Raw genomic sequence first — 15338 nt, 5'->3', positions numbered from 1 at the left:
CGGGAGGGTCTAAGATGGGGAAGAAGCAAATCGCAGTACTCACAAGCGGTGGCGACGCACCCGGAATGAACGCGGCGGTGCGTTCCGTTGTTCGAACTGCAATTTCCAGCGGAATGGGTATTTATGGAGTACACAGAGGCTATAACGGCCTGCTCAATTGCGATGTGGAAGAAATGAACCTGCGCAGTGTTTCAGACATTATTCACAATGGAGGAACCGTACTCTATACGGCTCGTAGCCCAGAATACAACACACCGGAAGGCGTAAAAAAAGCGGCGGATAACTGCCGCAAAATGGGCATAGAAGGCTTGATTGTAATTGGTGGTGACGGTTCGTTCCGTGGTGCACGCGATTTAACCGAGGCGGGCATTCCCTGCATTGGTGTACCTGGCACGATTGATAACGATATTGCTTGCAGTGAGTACACCATTGGTTACGACACCGCAATGAATACCGCAATGGAAATGGTAGATCGCTTGCGCGACACCACAGAATCGCACGACCGTTGCAGTGTGGTTGAGGTAATGGGTCGCCGCTGTGGTGACATTGCGCTCAATACCGGTATTGCGGTTGGCGCTATGGCAATTTTGGTGCCAGAGCAGCCCTACGATTTTGAGCGAGATATTTACCAGAAGATGCAGTACACGCAAAAAATCGGTAAGCGCCACTTCATTATTGTGGTTGCGGAAGGTGCCGGCTGCCATGTGGAAGACCTTGCAAAAGAGATAGAGAAGAATACGGGCATTGAGACTCGTGCAACCATTTTAGGGCATGTGCAGCGCGGTGGTTCGCCCTCCTTGCGTGACCGTGTTGTGGCAACACAAATGGGTTACCATGCGGTAAAGCTACTGGAAGATGGAAAAAGCAACCGTGTGGTTGCCATGCAGGGCAGTCAAATTGTTGATTTTGATATTACCGAAGCCCTGAATATGGAGCGCACTTTTGATAAAGAACTATATCGAATCGCTCTCAAAGTATCCATTTAATCCTTTTTATTGTAATATTAAAAGCTGCTGTTCTAAATTCAGAACAGCAGCTTTTTTGCGCTCAATTAAAAGAAAGCGTAATTAGTCAAACAACATCGCCAGCGAAGAGGGCAGTGCGAGAAAGGCAGCGTATGTAGTGAGTAAGGTAATCAATATTCCAGCTGCTGTTAGCACCCAGGGGTGCCGGTAGTCTTTTCCTACTATGCTTTTGTCTCGAACACTCCATAGCGTAATGGCAAGCGTAAAGGGGAGAACAAATCCGTTGATTACCCCAGCAATGACCAGTAAAGCAGTTGCTTTGCCAATGGTAGCAATCAGCAGCGTTGCTAAAGCAATAAACCCAGTAATAAACCACGTTTCATTTTTTGCAATGGTAGGATGAAGTGTTTTTAAAAAGGAAATTGAAGTATACGATGAACCGATAATAGTGGTAATACCGGCACAGAATAGTGCGACGCCAAACAGGCGTGACCCCAATTCCCCTGCACCAAGTAAAAACGCTTGTGCTGCGGGGTTCTCAGCAGCTTCGATTGCCGCGGCAGCTGCTTTCCCTCCGGCGGCACACACCCCAAATACCACAAGAAAAATTAATATGCGCGAAAGCCCTGTAATACCGCAGGTTAGGAGCGTGCTTTTTCGAATTCCTTTCAGGTTTTCTTGACCAGAAATGCCCGCATCCAAAAAACGGTGTGCTCCGCTATATGCAATGTAACCGCCGGTAGAGCCGCCTAGCAGAGTAATGAGAGGAACCAGAAGTAAAAGAGGCTGTTCTGGAAAAAGCATGCCGTTTGCCACACGCTGGAGCGGTGGATCCGTTTGAAAGGACATAACCAGCAGAATGAGTAGAACCATCACGCTTAGCACTTGAGATGCACGGTTAATTCCGTTTGAAGCATTCTTCATCAGGAACAATGAAATCGCCAGACCACTGGAAAGAAAATAACCTACCATAAGCGGGAGGCCGCAAACCGCATTTAATCCAAGAGCAGCACCGCCTACGTTGCCTATTGCAAACGTAAAGCCGCCAAAGGTAACTAAAATGGCGATTATATTCCCGGCACCGGGCAGCACACGGTTCGCCAGCTCTTGCCCCCGTAAGCCAGAAACGCCTAAAATACTCCAAAGATTCAGCTTTGCAAAGGTATCAATCACAATCATGGCAACAATGGCCGCCGCAAGGCTTTGCCCGTATTGTGCGGTAAATAGAGAGGTTTGTACCATAAAGCCCGGCCCAATTGAGGAAGCGCCGGTCATAAACGCCGCACCGATTAAGGCGGAGCGTAATTGTTTTTGTTCAGGTGTCACTGCTTTCATGCGATTCTCCTTTTCAAAGCGAGCACTGGGATACTTCCCGTTCTAGTATCGTACCGTTTTGAAAAGCGAAAAGCAAGAGTTGTAAAGAAATCCATTGAAAACTGATGTAATGTTTAGAAAGGGAAGAACTGATTTTACTAAATAGAAATGTAATGCTCTCTTACACGTTGGTTTCTGGAGGTAAGGCATTTTGCGAGCGAGGAGGGCCCTGCTCTTTTGTTTCGTTGTCATTTTCGTAATCCGGCTCACTTTGTAAATCTCGGTAAAATTGGTATTGCATTTCGGTAAGGTGCTTCCAATACCGTTTTTGCATGTGGTTCATGCGAAGCCGTAAATTCTCACGGTCCCGAATACTAATCGAATCGTAAAAGGTATGCCAAAGCGTTCGGTAACGCTGCTCAGTTTCATCTGGTTCTGGTGGCTCAAATGCAAGTAAGGGCAATATCTCATAGCGTCCATTTTGGTAAACCAAGGCTTGGTCATTGGTTTTATCGTAGATTAAAAAGGTCTCATTACAAAAACGCTTGCTAAAATGAGGCGCTAAAAGAGGCAGAACTTGATTTTTCGGCTCAATTACTGACCACAACGCTCCCTGCGAAACGGAAAAGCGAACAAAGCCTTCGTATTGGTGGCTTTCATGCTGTAAATGCAATACTGCCTTGTTTAAGGTGTGAACGGCAGGGTCTGTTAAGTGGTTCATTACCTGAGGGCCGTAACGAAATGCCTGCCGAAGAAAGCGGAGAATCCAAACCTCTTTTTGTGGCAGACAGGTTAAAAAAGCCCGTTCTGCTAAATGCTTTGCATTCGAGCCAATCTTAGGCAGCATAGCCGTTTTTACGCGCTGAACCTTGTTTGGGTCGGTGGCGATTTCCACAGCCGGGTACAGTGTTTGCTGCACTGTCTCGTGTGAATACACTGCCTGCGGTATCTCTTTTCGCTCATAGGTCTCAAATAAGCAGCATAGTAGGCCGTCCCAACTGCCGTCGTAACGGTAATCCCGCACTACTGGGGTCCCGGAAGGCATGAAATACCCCCTTCCCATAACTGAGGAGCCGTCTCTTTCGGGAAAAAGGAAAGCTGTTCTCCCTGCGGTTCGAACAGTGCTTTGCAGGAATCCGATACTAAGGCACGAAGCACAGCATCATGGGTAAGCGGCGGCGGGCGCTCATCGCGTCCCGCTCCATAGATAAAATATCTGGCGCGTTTCATTACAACGCCCAGCTTTCTCAAATCATCTGTTCGCAGTGTCCCCGAGCGGCGAGCGGCGGTAATTCGTCCCGCGCTTTTTACACCAATGCCCGGAACTCTTAAAATGGCTTCATAGGGAGCGCGATTTACATCTACTGGAAATTGCTCCAAATGGTTCAGTGCCCAGTTGCATTTGGGGTCTAGCATGGGGTGGAAGCTTTGGTGTGCTTCATCCAGTAGTTCATCTGCTGAAAAGCCATAAAAACGCAGCAGCCAATCTGCCTGGTATAGCCGGTGCTCGCGTAGCAGAGGGGGGCGAACCGTAAGGGCAGGCAGAAGAGGGTCGTTTGAAACAGGAATATATGCCGAAAAGAAAACACGCTTGAGTTCGTATCGGCGGTATAACCCTTCTGTAAGCTTCAGAATTTGAAAATCACTGTCCGGCGTTGCGCCAATTATCATTTGCGTACTTTGCCCCGCCGGTGCGAATTTTGGGGTATGGCGGTAACGAACCAAATCAGTTTTGTTTTCTTTGATTCTCCCCGTAATAAAGCCCATCGGCTTTAAGATGTTGGTTTTGGATTTATCCGGTGCGAGCAGGGCAAGGCTCTTTTGGGAAGGCATTTCAATGTTTACGCTCATGCGATCCGCCAGAGAGCCAAGTCGTTCGATTAAAAGGCTATCTGCTCCGGGAATCGCCTTTGCGTGAATATACCCGTTAAAGCGGTATTCCTCACGAAGAATGCGAAGCACCTCAATCATCCGCTCGCAGGTGTAATCAGGAGATTTTAAGATTCCAGAGCTGAGAAATAAGCCCTCAATGTAGTTCCTGCGGTAGAAGTTCATGGTTAAGTCCGCCAGTTCCCTCGGCGTAAAGGTGGCACGGGGAACGTCGTTGCTTCTGCGGTTGACGCAATATTTGCAGTCGTAAGCACAGCTATTGGTCATAAGTACCTTTAGCAGAGAGATACAGCGCCCGTCTGCTGAAAAGCTGTGGCAGATTCCTCCGGAGACGGCACTTCCCATACCGCCGTTTTCAGAGGCTCCACGGTCTACTCCACTGGAGGTGCAGGCTACGTCGTACTTCGCAGAGTCCGATAATATTTGAAGCTTATCCAACGTTTGCAAATGCCAAACCCTCCTTGCTTTTTACTGGTAAAAATAGAATTAAAAAAAACCTCTTTTATTATACTGGAACGTATGTTCTTTGTAAAGATAAAAATTGAGGTTATACTAAAAATGTTTGTGTGATAATAAAGCTGTATGTAACTACAAAGCAAATAGTTGCTTTGGTAAAAGTCGAGCGCTAAAATTGCTTGGGAATAGCCGTACTCCTGCATTTTTTGTTCTGCCTTTCCTTCAAAAGTATCAGTGCTCATATTTTGCAAGCAAGCACTATGATAAGCAAGGGAAAATAGTATTTGCTATACTGGAAAAAAGTGGTATACTTCAAATAACTATTCTTTAACAATCTTAAACAAGGGAAACCGGAATTATAGGAGGGGAATTTCAGTGAAAAACGACATTCGAAAGATAGTGCTGGTTGGAACCGGATTTGTTGGAATGAGCTTCGCCTATGCGCTGCTAAACCAAACCGCATGCGATGAACTCGTATTAATCGACCTTGATACTCTGCGTGCGGAAGGCGAAGCAATGGATTTAAACCACGGTGTTGCGTTTTCCGGCTCCCATATGAAGATTTATGCCGGCAGCTATGAGGACTGCAAGGATGCCGATATTGTTGCCATCTGTGCCGGAGTGGCCCAAAAGCCGGGAGAGACCCGCATTGATCTTCTTCAGCGGAATACGGCGGTTTTCCGCTCCGTGGTGGCCCCTGTGGTTGCGTCTGGTTTTAACGGAATCTTTCTGATTGCGACAAATCCGGTGGATATTATGGCGCATGTAACACAAAAGCTTTCCGGCTTTGACCCCCGCCGTGTGATAGGTTCGGGCACAACGCTCGACAGTGCCCGCCTGCGTTACCTGCTTGGCAGCTACCTTCGAACAGACCCCCGCAATGTGCACGCCTATGTAATGGGGGAGCATGGCGACAGTGAATTTGTGCCTTGGTCGCAGGCGATGGTAGGAACAAAGCCCGTATTAAAAATAGTAGAAGAATCTCCTGAAAAGTTTTCTCTGGCCGATTTGCAAAACATTAGTGAGGACGTAAAAAACGCCGCACAAAAAATTATTGCGGCGAAAAAATCGACGTATTACGGGATTGGTATGTCGATGGTGCGGATTGTAAAGGCGATTTTTGGTGATGAGAACAGCATATTAACTGTTTCTACTTTGCTCAACGGGCAGTATGGGGAAAAGGATGTGTATATTGGTGTTCCCAGCTTTGTGAACCGAGAGGGAGTTGCCGGTATATTAGAGGTTACATTAACAGAAAAAGAGCTTGAAAAATTCAAGCTCTCATCCAGCGTTTTAAAGGATGCCTTTGGAAGCATCCGCTTTGAAATCTAGTTTATAGTACGGCCACCATTTCAATTTCCACCAAAGCACCCTTAGGCAGGCCGGCTACCTGCACGCAGGAACGGGCGGGGTAGGGTTTTTCAAAATAAGTGGCGTACAGTTCATTTAAAGCGGCAAAATCATTAAGGTCTGTGAGGAATACGTTCACTTTCACTACCTTCGAAAAATCTGCGCCAGCCTCTTCTAACACTGCTTTTAGATTCTGGAACACACGGGTTCCCTGCTCTTGTATTCCACCTGGTACCAAAGCGCCGGTAGCTGGGTCAATTGGAATTTGACCGGACGTATACAGGGTATCCCCAATTTGTACGGCCTGCGAATAAGGGCCAATGGCGGCTGGTGCGTTGGTAGTGGCTATTTCTTTCTTCTGCATGTTACATTCCTCCTGACAATGTTACAAGATGACTCTATCAACCAAAAAAGCGTTCCTAAAAGATGGTCACGCTTTATGGCTAAAGCTTGTTTAATTTTCACTTGCCCAGAACGATACTGCCAGCATTCCCGGCCCAACATGAGCACCGATGACCGGGCCAATGTCGCAAATAATAATCTCTTTTGGGCGGAATCGGTCGCGAATTTCGGTCTTGAGCTGCTTCGCGTCTTTTTCACTGTTGCCATGCCCGATTAAAATAACTTGCTCTGCCGGGTTAATCCCAGTTTGTGCAATTCGGTCAATCAGGGCATCCATCGATTTTCTACGGCCGCGAACCTTTTGTGCCGCAACAAGCTTGCCTTCGCTGTCTACGTGCAGTACGGGCTTAATTCCCAAAGCGGAGCCAGCCAGTGCGGCAACCGAGGAAATGCGGCCGCCACGGCGAAGGTGATTGAGGTCATCCACAGTAAACCATTGGGCAATGTGCAGGTGACTTTGCTGTGCCCATGAAACCATCTCATCAATTGTGTAACCCTCTTGCTTTTTCTGCGCAGCCAATAGCACAAATAAGCCTTGACCAATGGAAGCGCATAAGGAATCGATGCAAACAATTCTCTGTTCGGGGTATTTTTCCTGTAATTCAGTGGCTATAATGAGGGAAGACTGGTAGGTACCGCTCAAACCAGAGGTAAAGCTCAAATAGAGCACGTCCATACCAGCTTCGAGTATAGCCTCAAAATATTTCATATAAGTAAGCTGGTTTACTTGTGAGGTAGAGGGTGTTTCTCCTGCTGCCATCCGCTCGTAAAAAGTAGCAAAGCTCATTTCACGTGCGTCTGGGTAGTGCTGGTAGAGGGTTCCTCCAATTTGAAATTCCATAGGAATAACGCGAACATCCAGCTTATCTAATACTTCCGTGGGAAGATCACAAGTAGCATCGGTAATTAAAGCGTAATTTTTCAATCAAGTGGCCTCCTCTTACAAAGGGATTTATGTCCCTGAATCTATTAAAAATATAAAAAAGATGAAACATACTTTTTATTGAGATACCAATACACATGATTTTCTGTTATTATAGCAGAAAATAAACGTTTTGAGGTAATACAAACGTGTTTTTTTACGTTAATTAGCAAAATGAGCCTCATTTAGAGGATACCCATATAAATTAGAAAGCTACGCTTTTGAGTGCGGCGTGAGGTTATTATAGCATCCGAGCTTAACAATCATGAATTGAGAAGAAACAAGTCATTATATTAAGGCTGATGCTTCAATGCTCTCCCAGCCGCCCAAAGCTTTGCTTTGGCAAGCGGCGTGAGGTTATTATAGCGTATCCCCACTGGTTTGACAAGAATCCCCTAATCGCAAAGGAAGGACTGTATGAAGAAGATTCTGCAAAGTTTGCTTAGCCGCACCTCTATGATTGCATTTGCAATTTTAGTTCAAATTGCGGTACTGCTGCTGATGATTACACAGTTTAGCAGTTATTATGTTTGGTTTTACGGCATTTGTAATGTAATTAGCATTGCAGTACTGCTATGGATATTGAATACCGGCGAGCTTCACCCAACCTATAAGTTTGCATGGTGTGTTTCTATTTTACTTTTTCCCATATTTGGCGGTCTCATTTACCTTATGTTTGGTCGCAGCCGCCATAATCGGTTCATTCGGCGCAGTGTTTCACTTGAAAACCAAAGCTTTCGCACCTATTTAAAGCAAGACCCACAGATTTTGGAAAAAATTAGCCAATTGAATGCAGATGCCGGTGCGCAGGCGCAGTATTTGCAGCGTTACTCCAATTGCCCTGCCAGCCGGAATGACTCTGCGGTCTATTTTCCAAGTGGAGAAGCGAAATTTCTTGCATTGGTGGAGGAACTCAAAAAGGCAGAGCACTTCATTTTTTTAGAATACTTTATCATTCGTGAAGGCGTTATGTGGGACACTATACTCGAAATCCTTGCGCAGAAAGCCAAAGAGGGTGTAGAGGTTCGCGTAATGTACGATGATATGGGCTGTTTATTTACACTTCCCTTTAAATATAGCCGCCGCCTTAATAAAATGGGGATTCAGTGCTGTGTATTTAACAGCTTTGTGCCGTTTTTATCTACTTTAATGAATAACCGTGACCACCGTAAAATTGTAGTGATTGATGGTAAGGTTGCCTTTACCGGCGGTGTAAACCTTGCCGATGAATACATTAACCTAACTCCCAGGTTTGGAAAATGGAAAGATGCCGCAGTGATGATTCGCGGAGAAGGGGTTTGGAATTTTACCGTAATGTTCCTTTCCTTATGGGGGTTTGAGCGTAAAATTACAGAGGACTATGAAAAATTTCGCGTCGAGCCGGAACCGGATGAACTATGCGAGGGTGGTTACGTAATTCCTTATAGCGATAATCCGCTGGATTGGGAGCCGGTATGCCGAAATGTGTACCTGAACTTGATTAGTCGTTCCAAAAAATATCTTTATATTAATACACCTTATTTAATACCGGATAACGAGATAATTACAGCGCTTTGCAATGCCGCCAAAAGCGGTGTAGACGTGCGCATTATTACGCCGCATATTCCAGATAAGAAGCTGGTTTATAGGGTCACTCGTGCAAACTATGAGTTCCTAGTAAAAAACGGAGTCAAGATTTACGAGTACCTACCGGGTTTTAATCATGCGAAAACCGTTGTATGTGATGATGAATACGGAATCGTTGGCACAATTAATTTTGATTACCGCAGCTTTTATATGCACTTTGAATGTGCGGTGTGGATGTTCCGCTGCCCGGCAGTTGGCAATATGCGAGATGAATTCGAGATGTCACTTTCGCAGTGCAGCCAAGTAGTGCATGCTGAATGCCGCACCAGCTGGTATACGCGTGCCTTTAACAGCATATTAAATCTGTTTGCCCCAATTATGTAAGAGAAAAAGAAATAGAGATTCATTAAAAGAAAACCCAAGTTATCATAGCGATAACTTAGGTTTTTTTGTGCAGGATTCTTTTATTTGAATTAATTATAGTCACAATTTGTGAATTAGGAAAATAAACTCTCTTTATTCCTACGGTCTTGCAATGGATTACTGGAAATGGGTTTGCAGAATAGGCTTTCTGTTTAATTTCAGAAGAGAACAGGCACTTGGATTATTCTGCTGGCATATTCTGTTATGGGATAAGCTTTAGATTTAAGCGAAAGGGGAACACGAGAAGAATGACAGATAATCAGTACCTGCAGTATATGCAAAACCTGCAAAACACGCAGGCAATGCAGAACTCGCAGGGCGCGCAGAGTAACCCCAATATGCAAAGCGTGCAGGGCGCGCAGAGTAACCCCAATATGCAAAGCGTGCAGGGCGCGCAGAGTAACCCCAATATGCCAAGCGTGCAGGGCACACAGAGTAACCCCAATATGCAAAGCGTGCAGGGCACACAGAGTAACCCCAACATGCCAAGCGTGCAGGGCGCGCAGAGTAACCCCAATATGCCAAGTGTGCAGGGTGCACAGAGCACTCCGAACATGCAGAGTGTGCAGGGCACACAGAGTACTCCGAACATGCAAAGCGTGCAGGGCGCACAAAGCACTCCGAACATGCAAAGTGTGCAGGGCGCACAGAGCAACCAGAATATGCAAAGCGTGCAGGGAGCGCAGAGTACTCCTAATATGCAAAGCAGTTCAAACATGTCGAATATGCCAAACATGCAAAGCAACTCGAACATGCAAAATATGCAGAGCGTTCAGGGGATGCACAGCATGCAAAGCTGTGAGTTGACGGTAGAGGTAACTCCTCTCCCGGCGCAGACCGTCGTAGCCATGGCTTATGTACCCTTCCAGCAATTTGATACAACGTATCCGGCAGAAAAGGGGTTTACCCAAGGCACTATTTTCCCAGATTTGGATAAACCGTTTACAGGGAAGAGGGGTGTGTTAAGATGACGGAACAAGAAAGACTCATGCGGCAAATTAACTCGTATCGCTTTATGTCGTGGGAGCTGCACATCTTTTTAGACACCCACCCTAACAATTGCGAGGCAGCGAAGAAACTAGAAGAAACCCGAAAGAAGATTGATGAATTAACAAAGAACTATGAGGATGCCTACGGACCCATGGGAGAAACCAGCAACCAAACCAGCCGGTGGGCTTGGATAACCGGACCGTGGCCGTGGGAAATTGAAGAGGAGGTGGATAACTAATGTGGGTTTATGAGAAAAGATTGCAATACCCGGTAAAGATTAAAAACCCCAACCCTGCTCTGGCAAAAATCATTATGACACAGTATGGTGGGCCACACTGCAAGTAGGTATTAAAAATGAATTGCATTCTTCAAAATTGATATATAAAAGTTCTATTTTCCTAGAAAGATTTATTAACATACGCATAGACAAAATCGAGTGAGAATATTTTATATAGGAAAAGGAGATGAGGTTTTGGGCTATTATGTAACAGTGGAAGCCAATGTGAAAATCTTCGTAGAAGATGTGAATCCGGGTGGTGATAAAACCATACTGTTTGTTCACGGTTGGCCGGGCAACCATACTTTATTCGAGTATCAATTAAATCAGCTCCCCAAACTAGGGTACCGCTGCATTGCGATTGATTGCCGCGGATTTGGCCTCTCCGATAAACCATGGAGCGGTTACGACTACAACCGTTTGGCAGATGACCTGCGGGCGGTCATTGAGGCTTTGCAGCTGCGGAACATAACGCTGGGCGGTCACTCCACCGGCGGCGCTATTTGCCTGCGCTATATGGCAAGACATAACGGGTATGGGGTATCCAAACTGGCGCTGTTTGCCGCAGCCGCCCCCAGCCTGATTCAGCGGCCGAATTTCCCCTATGGTTTGCAAAAGAAAGCCGTGCTCGATATTATTCAAGGAACGTATAAGGATCGCCCCAAAATGCTAATTGGCTTTGGTAACATGATATTCTACCACTGCGTAGGCAAGCCCATTTTAGATTGGATTTTTCAATTGGGGTTGCAGGCGGCAAGCTGGTCAACGGCAGCTATTGCAAACACTTGGATAAATGAAGTGCTATTTGACGACATGGCAAAAGTGAATGTACCCACGTTGATTCTGCACGGCTTAAACGACCGAGTGTGTTTATACCCGCTAGCCGTGGCACAGAATAAAGGGATTGCAAACTCGAAGCTGGTGCCTTTTCAGCAGTGCGGGCATTTTCTGTTCTATGATCAAATGGAGCGGTTTAACCGCGAGCTGATTGCTTTTACACAAAATGATGGAATGGGCTTAAAGGGAAAAGAGAACAACGCCTATTACAAATAAAAAGGCCTGATAATACAGACGTTTTCCCATCATACTCTTGAATTTTTTAGCTATGAAGATATAATGGAGCTATAAGGCAGATTTTACAAAGTTCTGCATAAAATGCGAGATAAAACGCATACACTAGTGCCGAGGGGATTCTATAAATTAAGAAGAAAGCAGGGGAGAAAATGTTTTGCTTCACCATTCGATGGAAACCGCTGATTGCCAGCCTTGCTCTTAGTTTGGGCACCGGCGCCTTAGCTGGTTTTGTAACCAAAGATAGTTATGGGCTATACCAACAAATTCAGCAGCCACCGCTTTCGCCTCCAACCTCTGTATTCCCAATAGCGTGGGCAATCCTATACTTTTTAATGGGCATTTCTGCTTATTTAATTTACACATCGAGCTGTGAAGGCAAACGGCAAGCGCTCATGGTATATCTCATTCAGCTTGCAGTAAATTTCTTCTGGTCGATTATCTTCTTTAATTTGCGGGCTTTCTTCGCGGCTTTCCTCTGGTTGCTTTTGTTATGGGTACTCATCATCATCATGATTCGTTTGTTTTCTCAGTGCCGTAAATCAGCGGCATATCTGCAAATTCCTTATTTCCTTTGGACTACATTTGCGGCGTACTTAAGCTGTGGAGTATGGCTATTAAATTAAACAGAGCCCGTTTCACCGCACTCGTTTATGGGTGCGGTGTTTTTTTGTTCTATAGGCTTTGCAGCCTGGGGTGTAAAACGGAGCAGATTTCAGAAAAATGAGCAGACAATTGCTCACTTATCTGTTGTCGCATCGCCTGTTCGTACCCATCGCGTTCACTTTGCTCTATGTAAAACTTTGTATCATTGCAGGTGCATTGGTATTCTCCGTTTTCTTTTGTTAATTCCACAACGCTTTTTGCCCAGGGTAGCTCCGCTTCGTTCGTAAGGCGTATTGATGTAGTAACGGTAAAGTATTCTGATTTGGCCAATTTCCCCACCTCCACCGTAAAGCTTATGGGGGTACCCATTTGTCCTATGACATCCTTAGGAATACATAACAGAAGAAAGAGAGGCTAAATCGGCAATTGAATAATTGGAGTGAATTTTTCATATACAGTTAGAGAATCGTTAAAGAATGGGGCGAGCAAAGCAAAATGAGAATAGCGGCGGCGTATATCCGAGTTTCTACCGAAGATCAAGCGGAATATAGCCCTGACAGCCAAATTCGGCTAATACGCGAATATGCCGCACGAAATGGAATGGTTGTACCGGACGAATACCTGTTTGCAGACGAAGGCATTAGCGGTAAATCAACGAAAAACCGCACGCAGTTTAACCGAATGATTGGTATTGCCAAGCGCAAACCAAAACCGTTTGAGGCAATATTGTTGTGGAAGTTCAGCCGATTCGCCCGCAGTCGGCAAGACAGCATCGTTTATAAAACAATGCTTCGCAGGCAGCTGGGGATTGATGTTATCTCCATTACCGAAGCACTCGGTGATGACAAAATGTCTATTCTTATGGAAGCAATCATTGAGGCAATGGATGAATATTACAGCATCAATTTAGCGGAAGAAGTTACCCGGGGAATGAGCGAAAAGACGGGGAGAGGGGAGCCAGTCTCCATTCCGTCATTTGGGTACCAAATGGTAGAAAAACGATATATCATTGAGCCGGAGCAAGCGGAGCTTGTTCGTATGATTTTTAAAGAGTACCTGGCGGGGAAGAGTGTTACCGGTATTGCGCGCAAATTGAATGCAATGGGCGTAAGGACAAACCGGGGCAACCCATGGGCAGGGAGAACGGTAGAATATGTTTTGAACAACCCCGTTTATCTTGGTAAAATTCGCTGGACTCCAAGCAGAGGCGAGGCCAAGGGCAACGGCACAACCAAAACAATTCTGCCCGGTATCCACGAGCCAATTATTGATGAAGAAACGTGGAAGAGGGCGCAGCGGAGAAAAAAACAGCGGCAAGAGTATTGCTCACACGCAAGGCAAGAGCCATTGCGGGGGGAGTACCTTTTACGTGGCCTAGTGCATTGCGCAGCCTGCCGAGGCATGCTTGTGAAATTAGGGAAAGCAAATCTGCAATGCGTGAACTATAATCATGGTCGCTGTAATACATCCCATAGCATTTCCATTCAGAAGCTCTATTCCTTAGTTCTAAGTGGTATTCGTGAAGCGCTAAGTAAAGACAGTATTTTAATAAGTCCGTTATGCACGGCCGAAAGTACAGATGAACTGTACCGTGTTACAGAAAAAGCAATCAGGCACCAGCAAAATCGATTATTACGGGCGAAGGAGGCGTATGCTTCCGGAATCGATACGCTGGAAGAATACAAAAACACCAAAGATTGTATTAGCAAAACCATTCAAAAGCTTCGCTGTGAGTTTAATTTGCAGCAAAACAGAGAGCCGGAAGCAAAGCCCTTTGAGGAGAGCATACTGAGTCTTTTAGAAAATAAAAACATTAGTAATAAAATAAAAAATGAATTACTTCGCTCGTTTGTTGACCACATTGTGTTCGACCGAAGAAACAAAAGCATTGAAATTGTATTTTACCAGTAGAAAAACATACCTTATTACAGTGTGGTGGTCCAGATGGGGAACTCGGCGCATCGCTTCGTTATTTGAGTCAGCGTTATACCATGCCGTACCCGGAACTAAAAGCAATATTAACCGATATTGGTACGGAAGAACTAGGGCATCTCGAAATGGTTGGCACCATTGTGTATCAGCTCACGCGCAACCTGACTCCGGAGCAAATTAAGGAAGGCGGCTACGACGCCTATTTTGTAGACCATACAACAGGTATTTACCCTGTAGCGGCGAGCGGAGTACCGTTTACGGCCGCTTACTTTGCAGTTAAGGGAGACCCAATTACAGACCTGCATGAGGATTTAGCAGCAGATGCTGCGAATACAGATAGACTACGAAGTAGTATTGCAAACAAATTATGAGAAAGTGAAGCGGAGATGAAAGACTGTTTTAAAACGAGTGTATTTAGCCGAGAGACGAAAAAGAAGCTTTTCGGGGAATGGTTTCCTTGTTAAGGGCTTGTCTTTTTCATAACTAGCTGTTAATATTAGTATGATTTTATTTTGATTTAGGAGAATACAATGGTTAATGATAGTTTAAAAGAAAAGGCATACCGCCTGATCAAAGAAAAAATTATCAATTGTGAATACATGCCATCCTCTTTTTTGGTAGAAAATGAATTGATGGAACAGGTGGGAGCTAGCCGTACTCCCATACGTGAGGCGCTCAATAAATTAGAACAGGAAAACCTCGTTCGCATTCTGCCTAAAAAGGGTGTGGTGGTATGCGATATAGTGCTGGGCGATATTAATAAGATATTTGAGGTTCGCGAGTTGGTGGAGCCGTATATTATTCGCAATTACGCTGCCAACATTTCGCGCGAGGTTTTGCTAGCCGTAAAAAAGAAGATTACGGTCATTGAGATGGCTGGAGAAAGAACAACCGTGTATGCGGCAGATAACGACCTGCACCAAATGCTAATCAGTGCCAGCAATAACGCTTATTTTTCGGAGCTGATGTCGCGCATTTATGCACAGAATCATCGCATCCGTATTTTATCGGGGCAAAAAATAGAGCATCGTATTCAAGAAACCCACGAAGAGCATATGTTAATTTTTTCCTATTTGTTAGATGAAAAGTATGAAGAGGCAGCGGAGGCGATGAAGGAACACCTACAGCGCTCGAAACTTGCTGCTATTAATGCCATGATGAGCTAATTGTATTG

The 15338-nt window shown here is 45.4% G+C and carries 15 protein-coding genes and 2 pseudogenes; 11 read left to right on the top strand and 6 right to left on the bottom strand.

Features of this window, described 5'->3' with window-relative positions; genetic code table 11:
- Positions 1–14: 14 nt before the first annotated feature.
- Positions 15–986 (top strand): 6-phosphofructokinase, encoded by a 972-nt coding sequence (gene pfkA / locus CAN90_RS11445; RefSeq protein ID WP_085833949.1) that lies wholly within the window; start codon positions 15–17, stop codon positions 984–986.
- An 81-nt stretch (positions 987–1067) separates the two neighbouring features.
- On the opposite strand, the gene CAN90_RS11440 is transcribed toward pfkA, so the two are convergent.
- The 3 genes from CAN90_RS11440 to CAN90_RS11430 form a co-directional block, all read right to left on the bottom strand.
- Entirely contained in the window at positions 1068–2300 is a 1233-nt protein-coding gene (locus tag CAN90_RS11440) for an NRAMP family divalent metal transporter (RefSeq protein ID WP_085833948.1), read from the bottom strand.
- Positions 2301–2460: 160 nt separating this feature from the next.
- On the bottom strand, positions 2461–3324 hold the full coding sequence (locus tag CAN90_RS11435) for a TIGR03915 family putative DNA repair protein (protein ID WP_085833947.1): 864 nt from the start codon (positions 3322–3324) through the stop codon (positions 2461–2463).
- Positions 3303–4616 carry a putative DNA modification/repair radical SAM protein gene (locus CAN90_RS11430; protein ID WP_085833946.1) on the bottom strand — a complete coding sequence of 438 codons (1314 nt, stop codon included), beginning with the start codon at positions 4614–4616 and terminating at the stop codon, positions 3303–3305. Before CAN90_RS11430 ends, CAN90_RS11435 begins: the two co-directional genes overlap by 22 nt.
- Before the next feature lie 384 nt (positions 4617–5000).
- On the opposite strand from CAN90_RS11430, the gene CAN90_RS11425 reads away from it, so the two are divergent.
- Entirely contained in the window at positions 5001–5957 is a 957-nt protein-coding gene (locus CAN90_RS11425) for an L-lactate dehydrogenase (protein ID WP_085833945.1), read from the top strand.
- Between the two features lies 1 nt (position 5958).
- Here the strand turns inward: CAN90_RS11425 and CAN90_RS11420 are convergent, their stop codons facing one another.
- Both CAN90_RS11420 and CAN90_RS11415 read right to left on the bottom strand, forming a co-directional pair.
- Complete coding sequence (locus tag CAN90_RS11420; RefSeq protein ID WP_085833944.1) at positions 5959–6339, bottom strand: RidA family protein; 381 nt, start codon at positions 6337–6339, stop codon at positions 5959–5961.
- A gap of 90 nt (positions 6340–6429) precedes the next feature.
- Positions 6430–7302 carry a DegV family protein gene (locus tag CAN90_RS11415; RefSeq protein WP_085833943.1) on the bottom strand — a complete coding sequence of 291 codons (873 nt, stop codon included), beginning with the start codon at positions 7300–7302 and terminating at the stop codon, positions 6430–6432.
- A gap of 414 nt (positions 7303–7716) precedes the next feature.
- On the opposite strand from CAN90_RS11415, the gene cls reads away from it, so the two are divergent.
- The 6 genes and pseudogenes from cls to CAN90_RS11385 all read left to right on the top strand — a co-directional run bounded on the left by cls (position 7717) and on the right by CAN90_RS11385 (position 12252).
- Positions 7717–9249 carry a cardiolipin synthase gene (gene cls, locus CAN90_RS11410; RefSeq protein WP_085833942.1) on the top strand — a complete coding sequence of 511 codons (1533 nt, stop codon included), beginning with the start codon at positions 7717–7719 and terminating at the stop codon, positions 9247–9249.
- 287 nt (positions 9250–9536) lie between these two features.
- Entirely contained in the window at positions 9537–10259 is a 723-nt protein-coding gene (locus CAN90_RS13840) for a spore coat associated protein CotJA (protein WP_085833941.1), read from the top strand.
- Positions 10256–10516, top strand: a complete 261-nt coding sequence (locus tag CAN90_RS11400; protein WP_085833940.1) for a spore coat protein CotJB — start codon at positions 10256–10258, stop codon at positions 10514–10516. Before CAN90_RS13840 ends, CAN90_RS11400 begins: the two co-directional genes overlap by 4 nt.
- A pseudogene (locus CAN90_RS11395) lies at positions 10516–10611 on the top strand (manganese catalase family protein); the annotation flags it as partial. The gene CAN90_RS11400 and the pseudogene CAN90_RS11395, both read left to right, overlap by 1 nt.
- A 139-nt stretch (positions 10612–10750) precedes the next feature.
- Positions 10751–11608, top strand: a complete 858-nt coding sequence (locus CAN90_RS11390) for an alpha/beta fold hydrolase (protein ID WP_085833938.1) — start codon at positions 10751–10753, stop codon at positions 11606–11608.
- Positions 11609–11778: 170 nt separating this feature from the next.
- The gene (locus CAN90_RS11385) at positions 11779–12252 is read left to right on the top strand and encodes a TspO/MBR family protein (protein ID WP_085833937.1); all 474 of its coding nucleotides are present in this window, start codon (positions 11779–11781) and stop codon (positions 12250–12252) included.
- Between the two features lie 49 nt (positions 12253–12301).
- Here the strand turns inward: CAN90_RS11385 and CAN90_RS11380 are convergent, their stop codons facing one another.
- Complete coding sequence (locus CAN90_RS11380; protein WP_143750827.1) at positions 12302–12562, bottom strand: hypothetical protein; 261 nt, start codon at positions 12560–12562, stop codon at positions 12302–12304.
- A 165-nt stretch (positions 12563–12727) separates the two neighbouring features.
- Between CAN90_RS11380 and CAN90_RS11375 the strand changes: the two genes are divergently transcribed.
- The 3 genes and pseudogenes from CAN90_RS11375 to CAN90_RS11365 all read left to right on the top strand — a co-directional run bounded on the left by CAN90_RS11375 (position 12728) and on the right by CAN90_RS11365 (position 15330).
- Positions 12728–14143, top strand: a complete 1416-nt coding sequence (locus CAN90_RS11375; protein ID WP_085833935.1) for a recombinase family protein — start codon at positions 12728–12730, stop codon at positions 14141–14143.
- Positions 14144–14160: 17 nt separating this feature from the next.
- Positions 14161–14487 (top strand): annotated as a pseudogene (locus tag CAN90_RS11370) (manganese catalase family protein); the annotation flags it as partial.
- A gap of 207 nt (positions 14488–14694) precedes the next feature.
- On the top strand, positions 14695–15330 hold the full coding sequence (locus tag CAN90_RS11365) for a GntR family transcriptional regulator (protein WP_085833933.1): 636 nt from the start codon (positions 14695–14697) through the stop codon (positions 15328–15330).
- The last annotated feature ends 8 nt before the right edge of the window (positions 15331–15338 follow it).

This window comes from Clostridium merdae (assembly GCF_900176635.1).
Lineage (GTDB): Bacteria > Bacillota > Clostridia > Oscillospirales > Acutalibacteraceae > Faecalispora > Faecalispora merdae.
This window is presented reverse-complemented; position numbering and strand designations above follow the sequence as displayed.

Coding starts and splice junctions, on each gene's coding strand:
- pfkA (WP_085833949.1), top strand. CDS start 15: ATGGGGAAGAAGCAAATCGCAGTACTCACAAGCGGTGGCGACGCACCC.
- CAN90_RS11440 (WP_085833948.1), bottom strand. CDS start 2,300: ATGAAAGCAGTGACACCTGAACAAAAACAATTACGCTCCGCCTTAATC.
- CAN90_RS11435 (WP_085833947.1), bottom strand. CDS start 3,324: ATGCCTTCCGGGACCCCAGTAGTGCGGGATTACCGTTACGACGGCAGT.
- CAN90_RS11420 (WP_085833944.1), bottom strand. CDS start 6,339: ATGCAGAAGAAAGAAATAGCCACTACCAACGCACCAGCCGCCATTGGC.
- cls (WP_085833942.1), top strand. CDS start 7,717: ATGAAGAAGATTCTGCAAAGTTTGCTTAGCCGCACCTCTATGATTGCA.
- CAN90_RS13840 (WP_085833941.1), top strand. CDS start 9,537: ATGACAGATAATCAGTACCTGCAGTATATGCAAAACCTGCAAAACACG.
- CAN90_RS11400 (WP_085833940.1), top strand. CDS start 10,256: ATGACGGAACAAGAAAGACTCATGCGGCAAATTAACTCGTATCGCTTT.
- CAN90_RS11385 (WP_085833937.1), top strand. CDS start 11,779: ATGTTTTGCTTCACCATTCGATGGAAACCGCTGATTGCCAGCCTTGCT.
- CAN90_RS11375 (WP_085833935.1), top strand. CDS start 12,728: ATGAGAATAGCGGCGGCGTATATCCGAGTTTCTACCGAAGATCAAGCG.
- CAN90_RS11365 (WP_085833933.1), top strand. CDS start 14,695: ATGGTTAATGATAGTTTAAAAGAAAAGGCATACCGCCTGATCAAAGAA.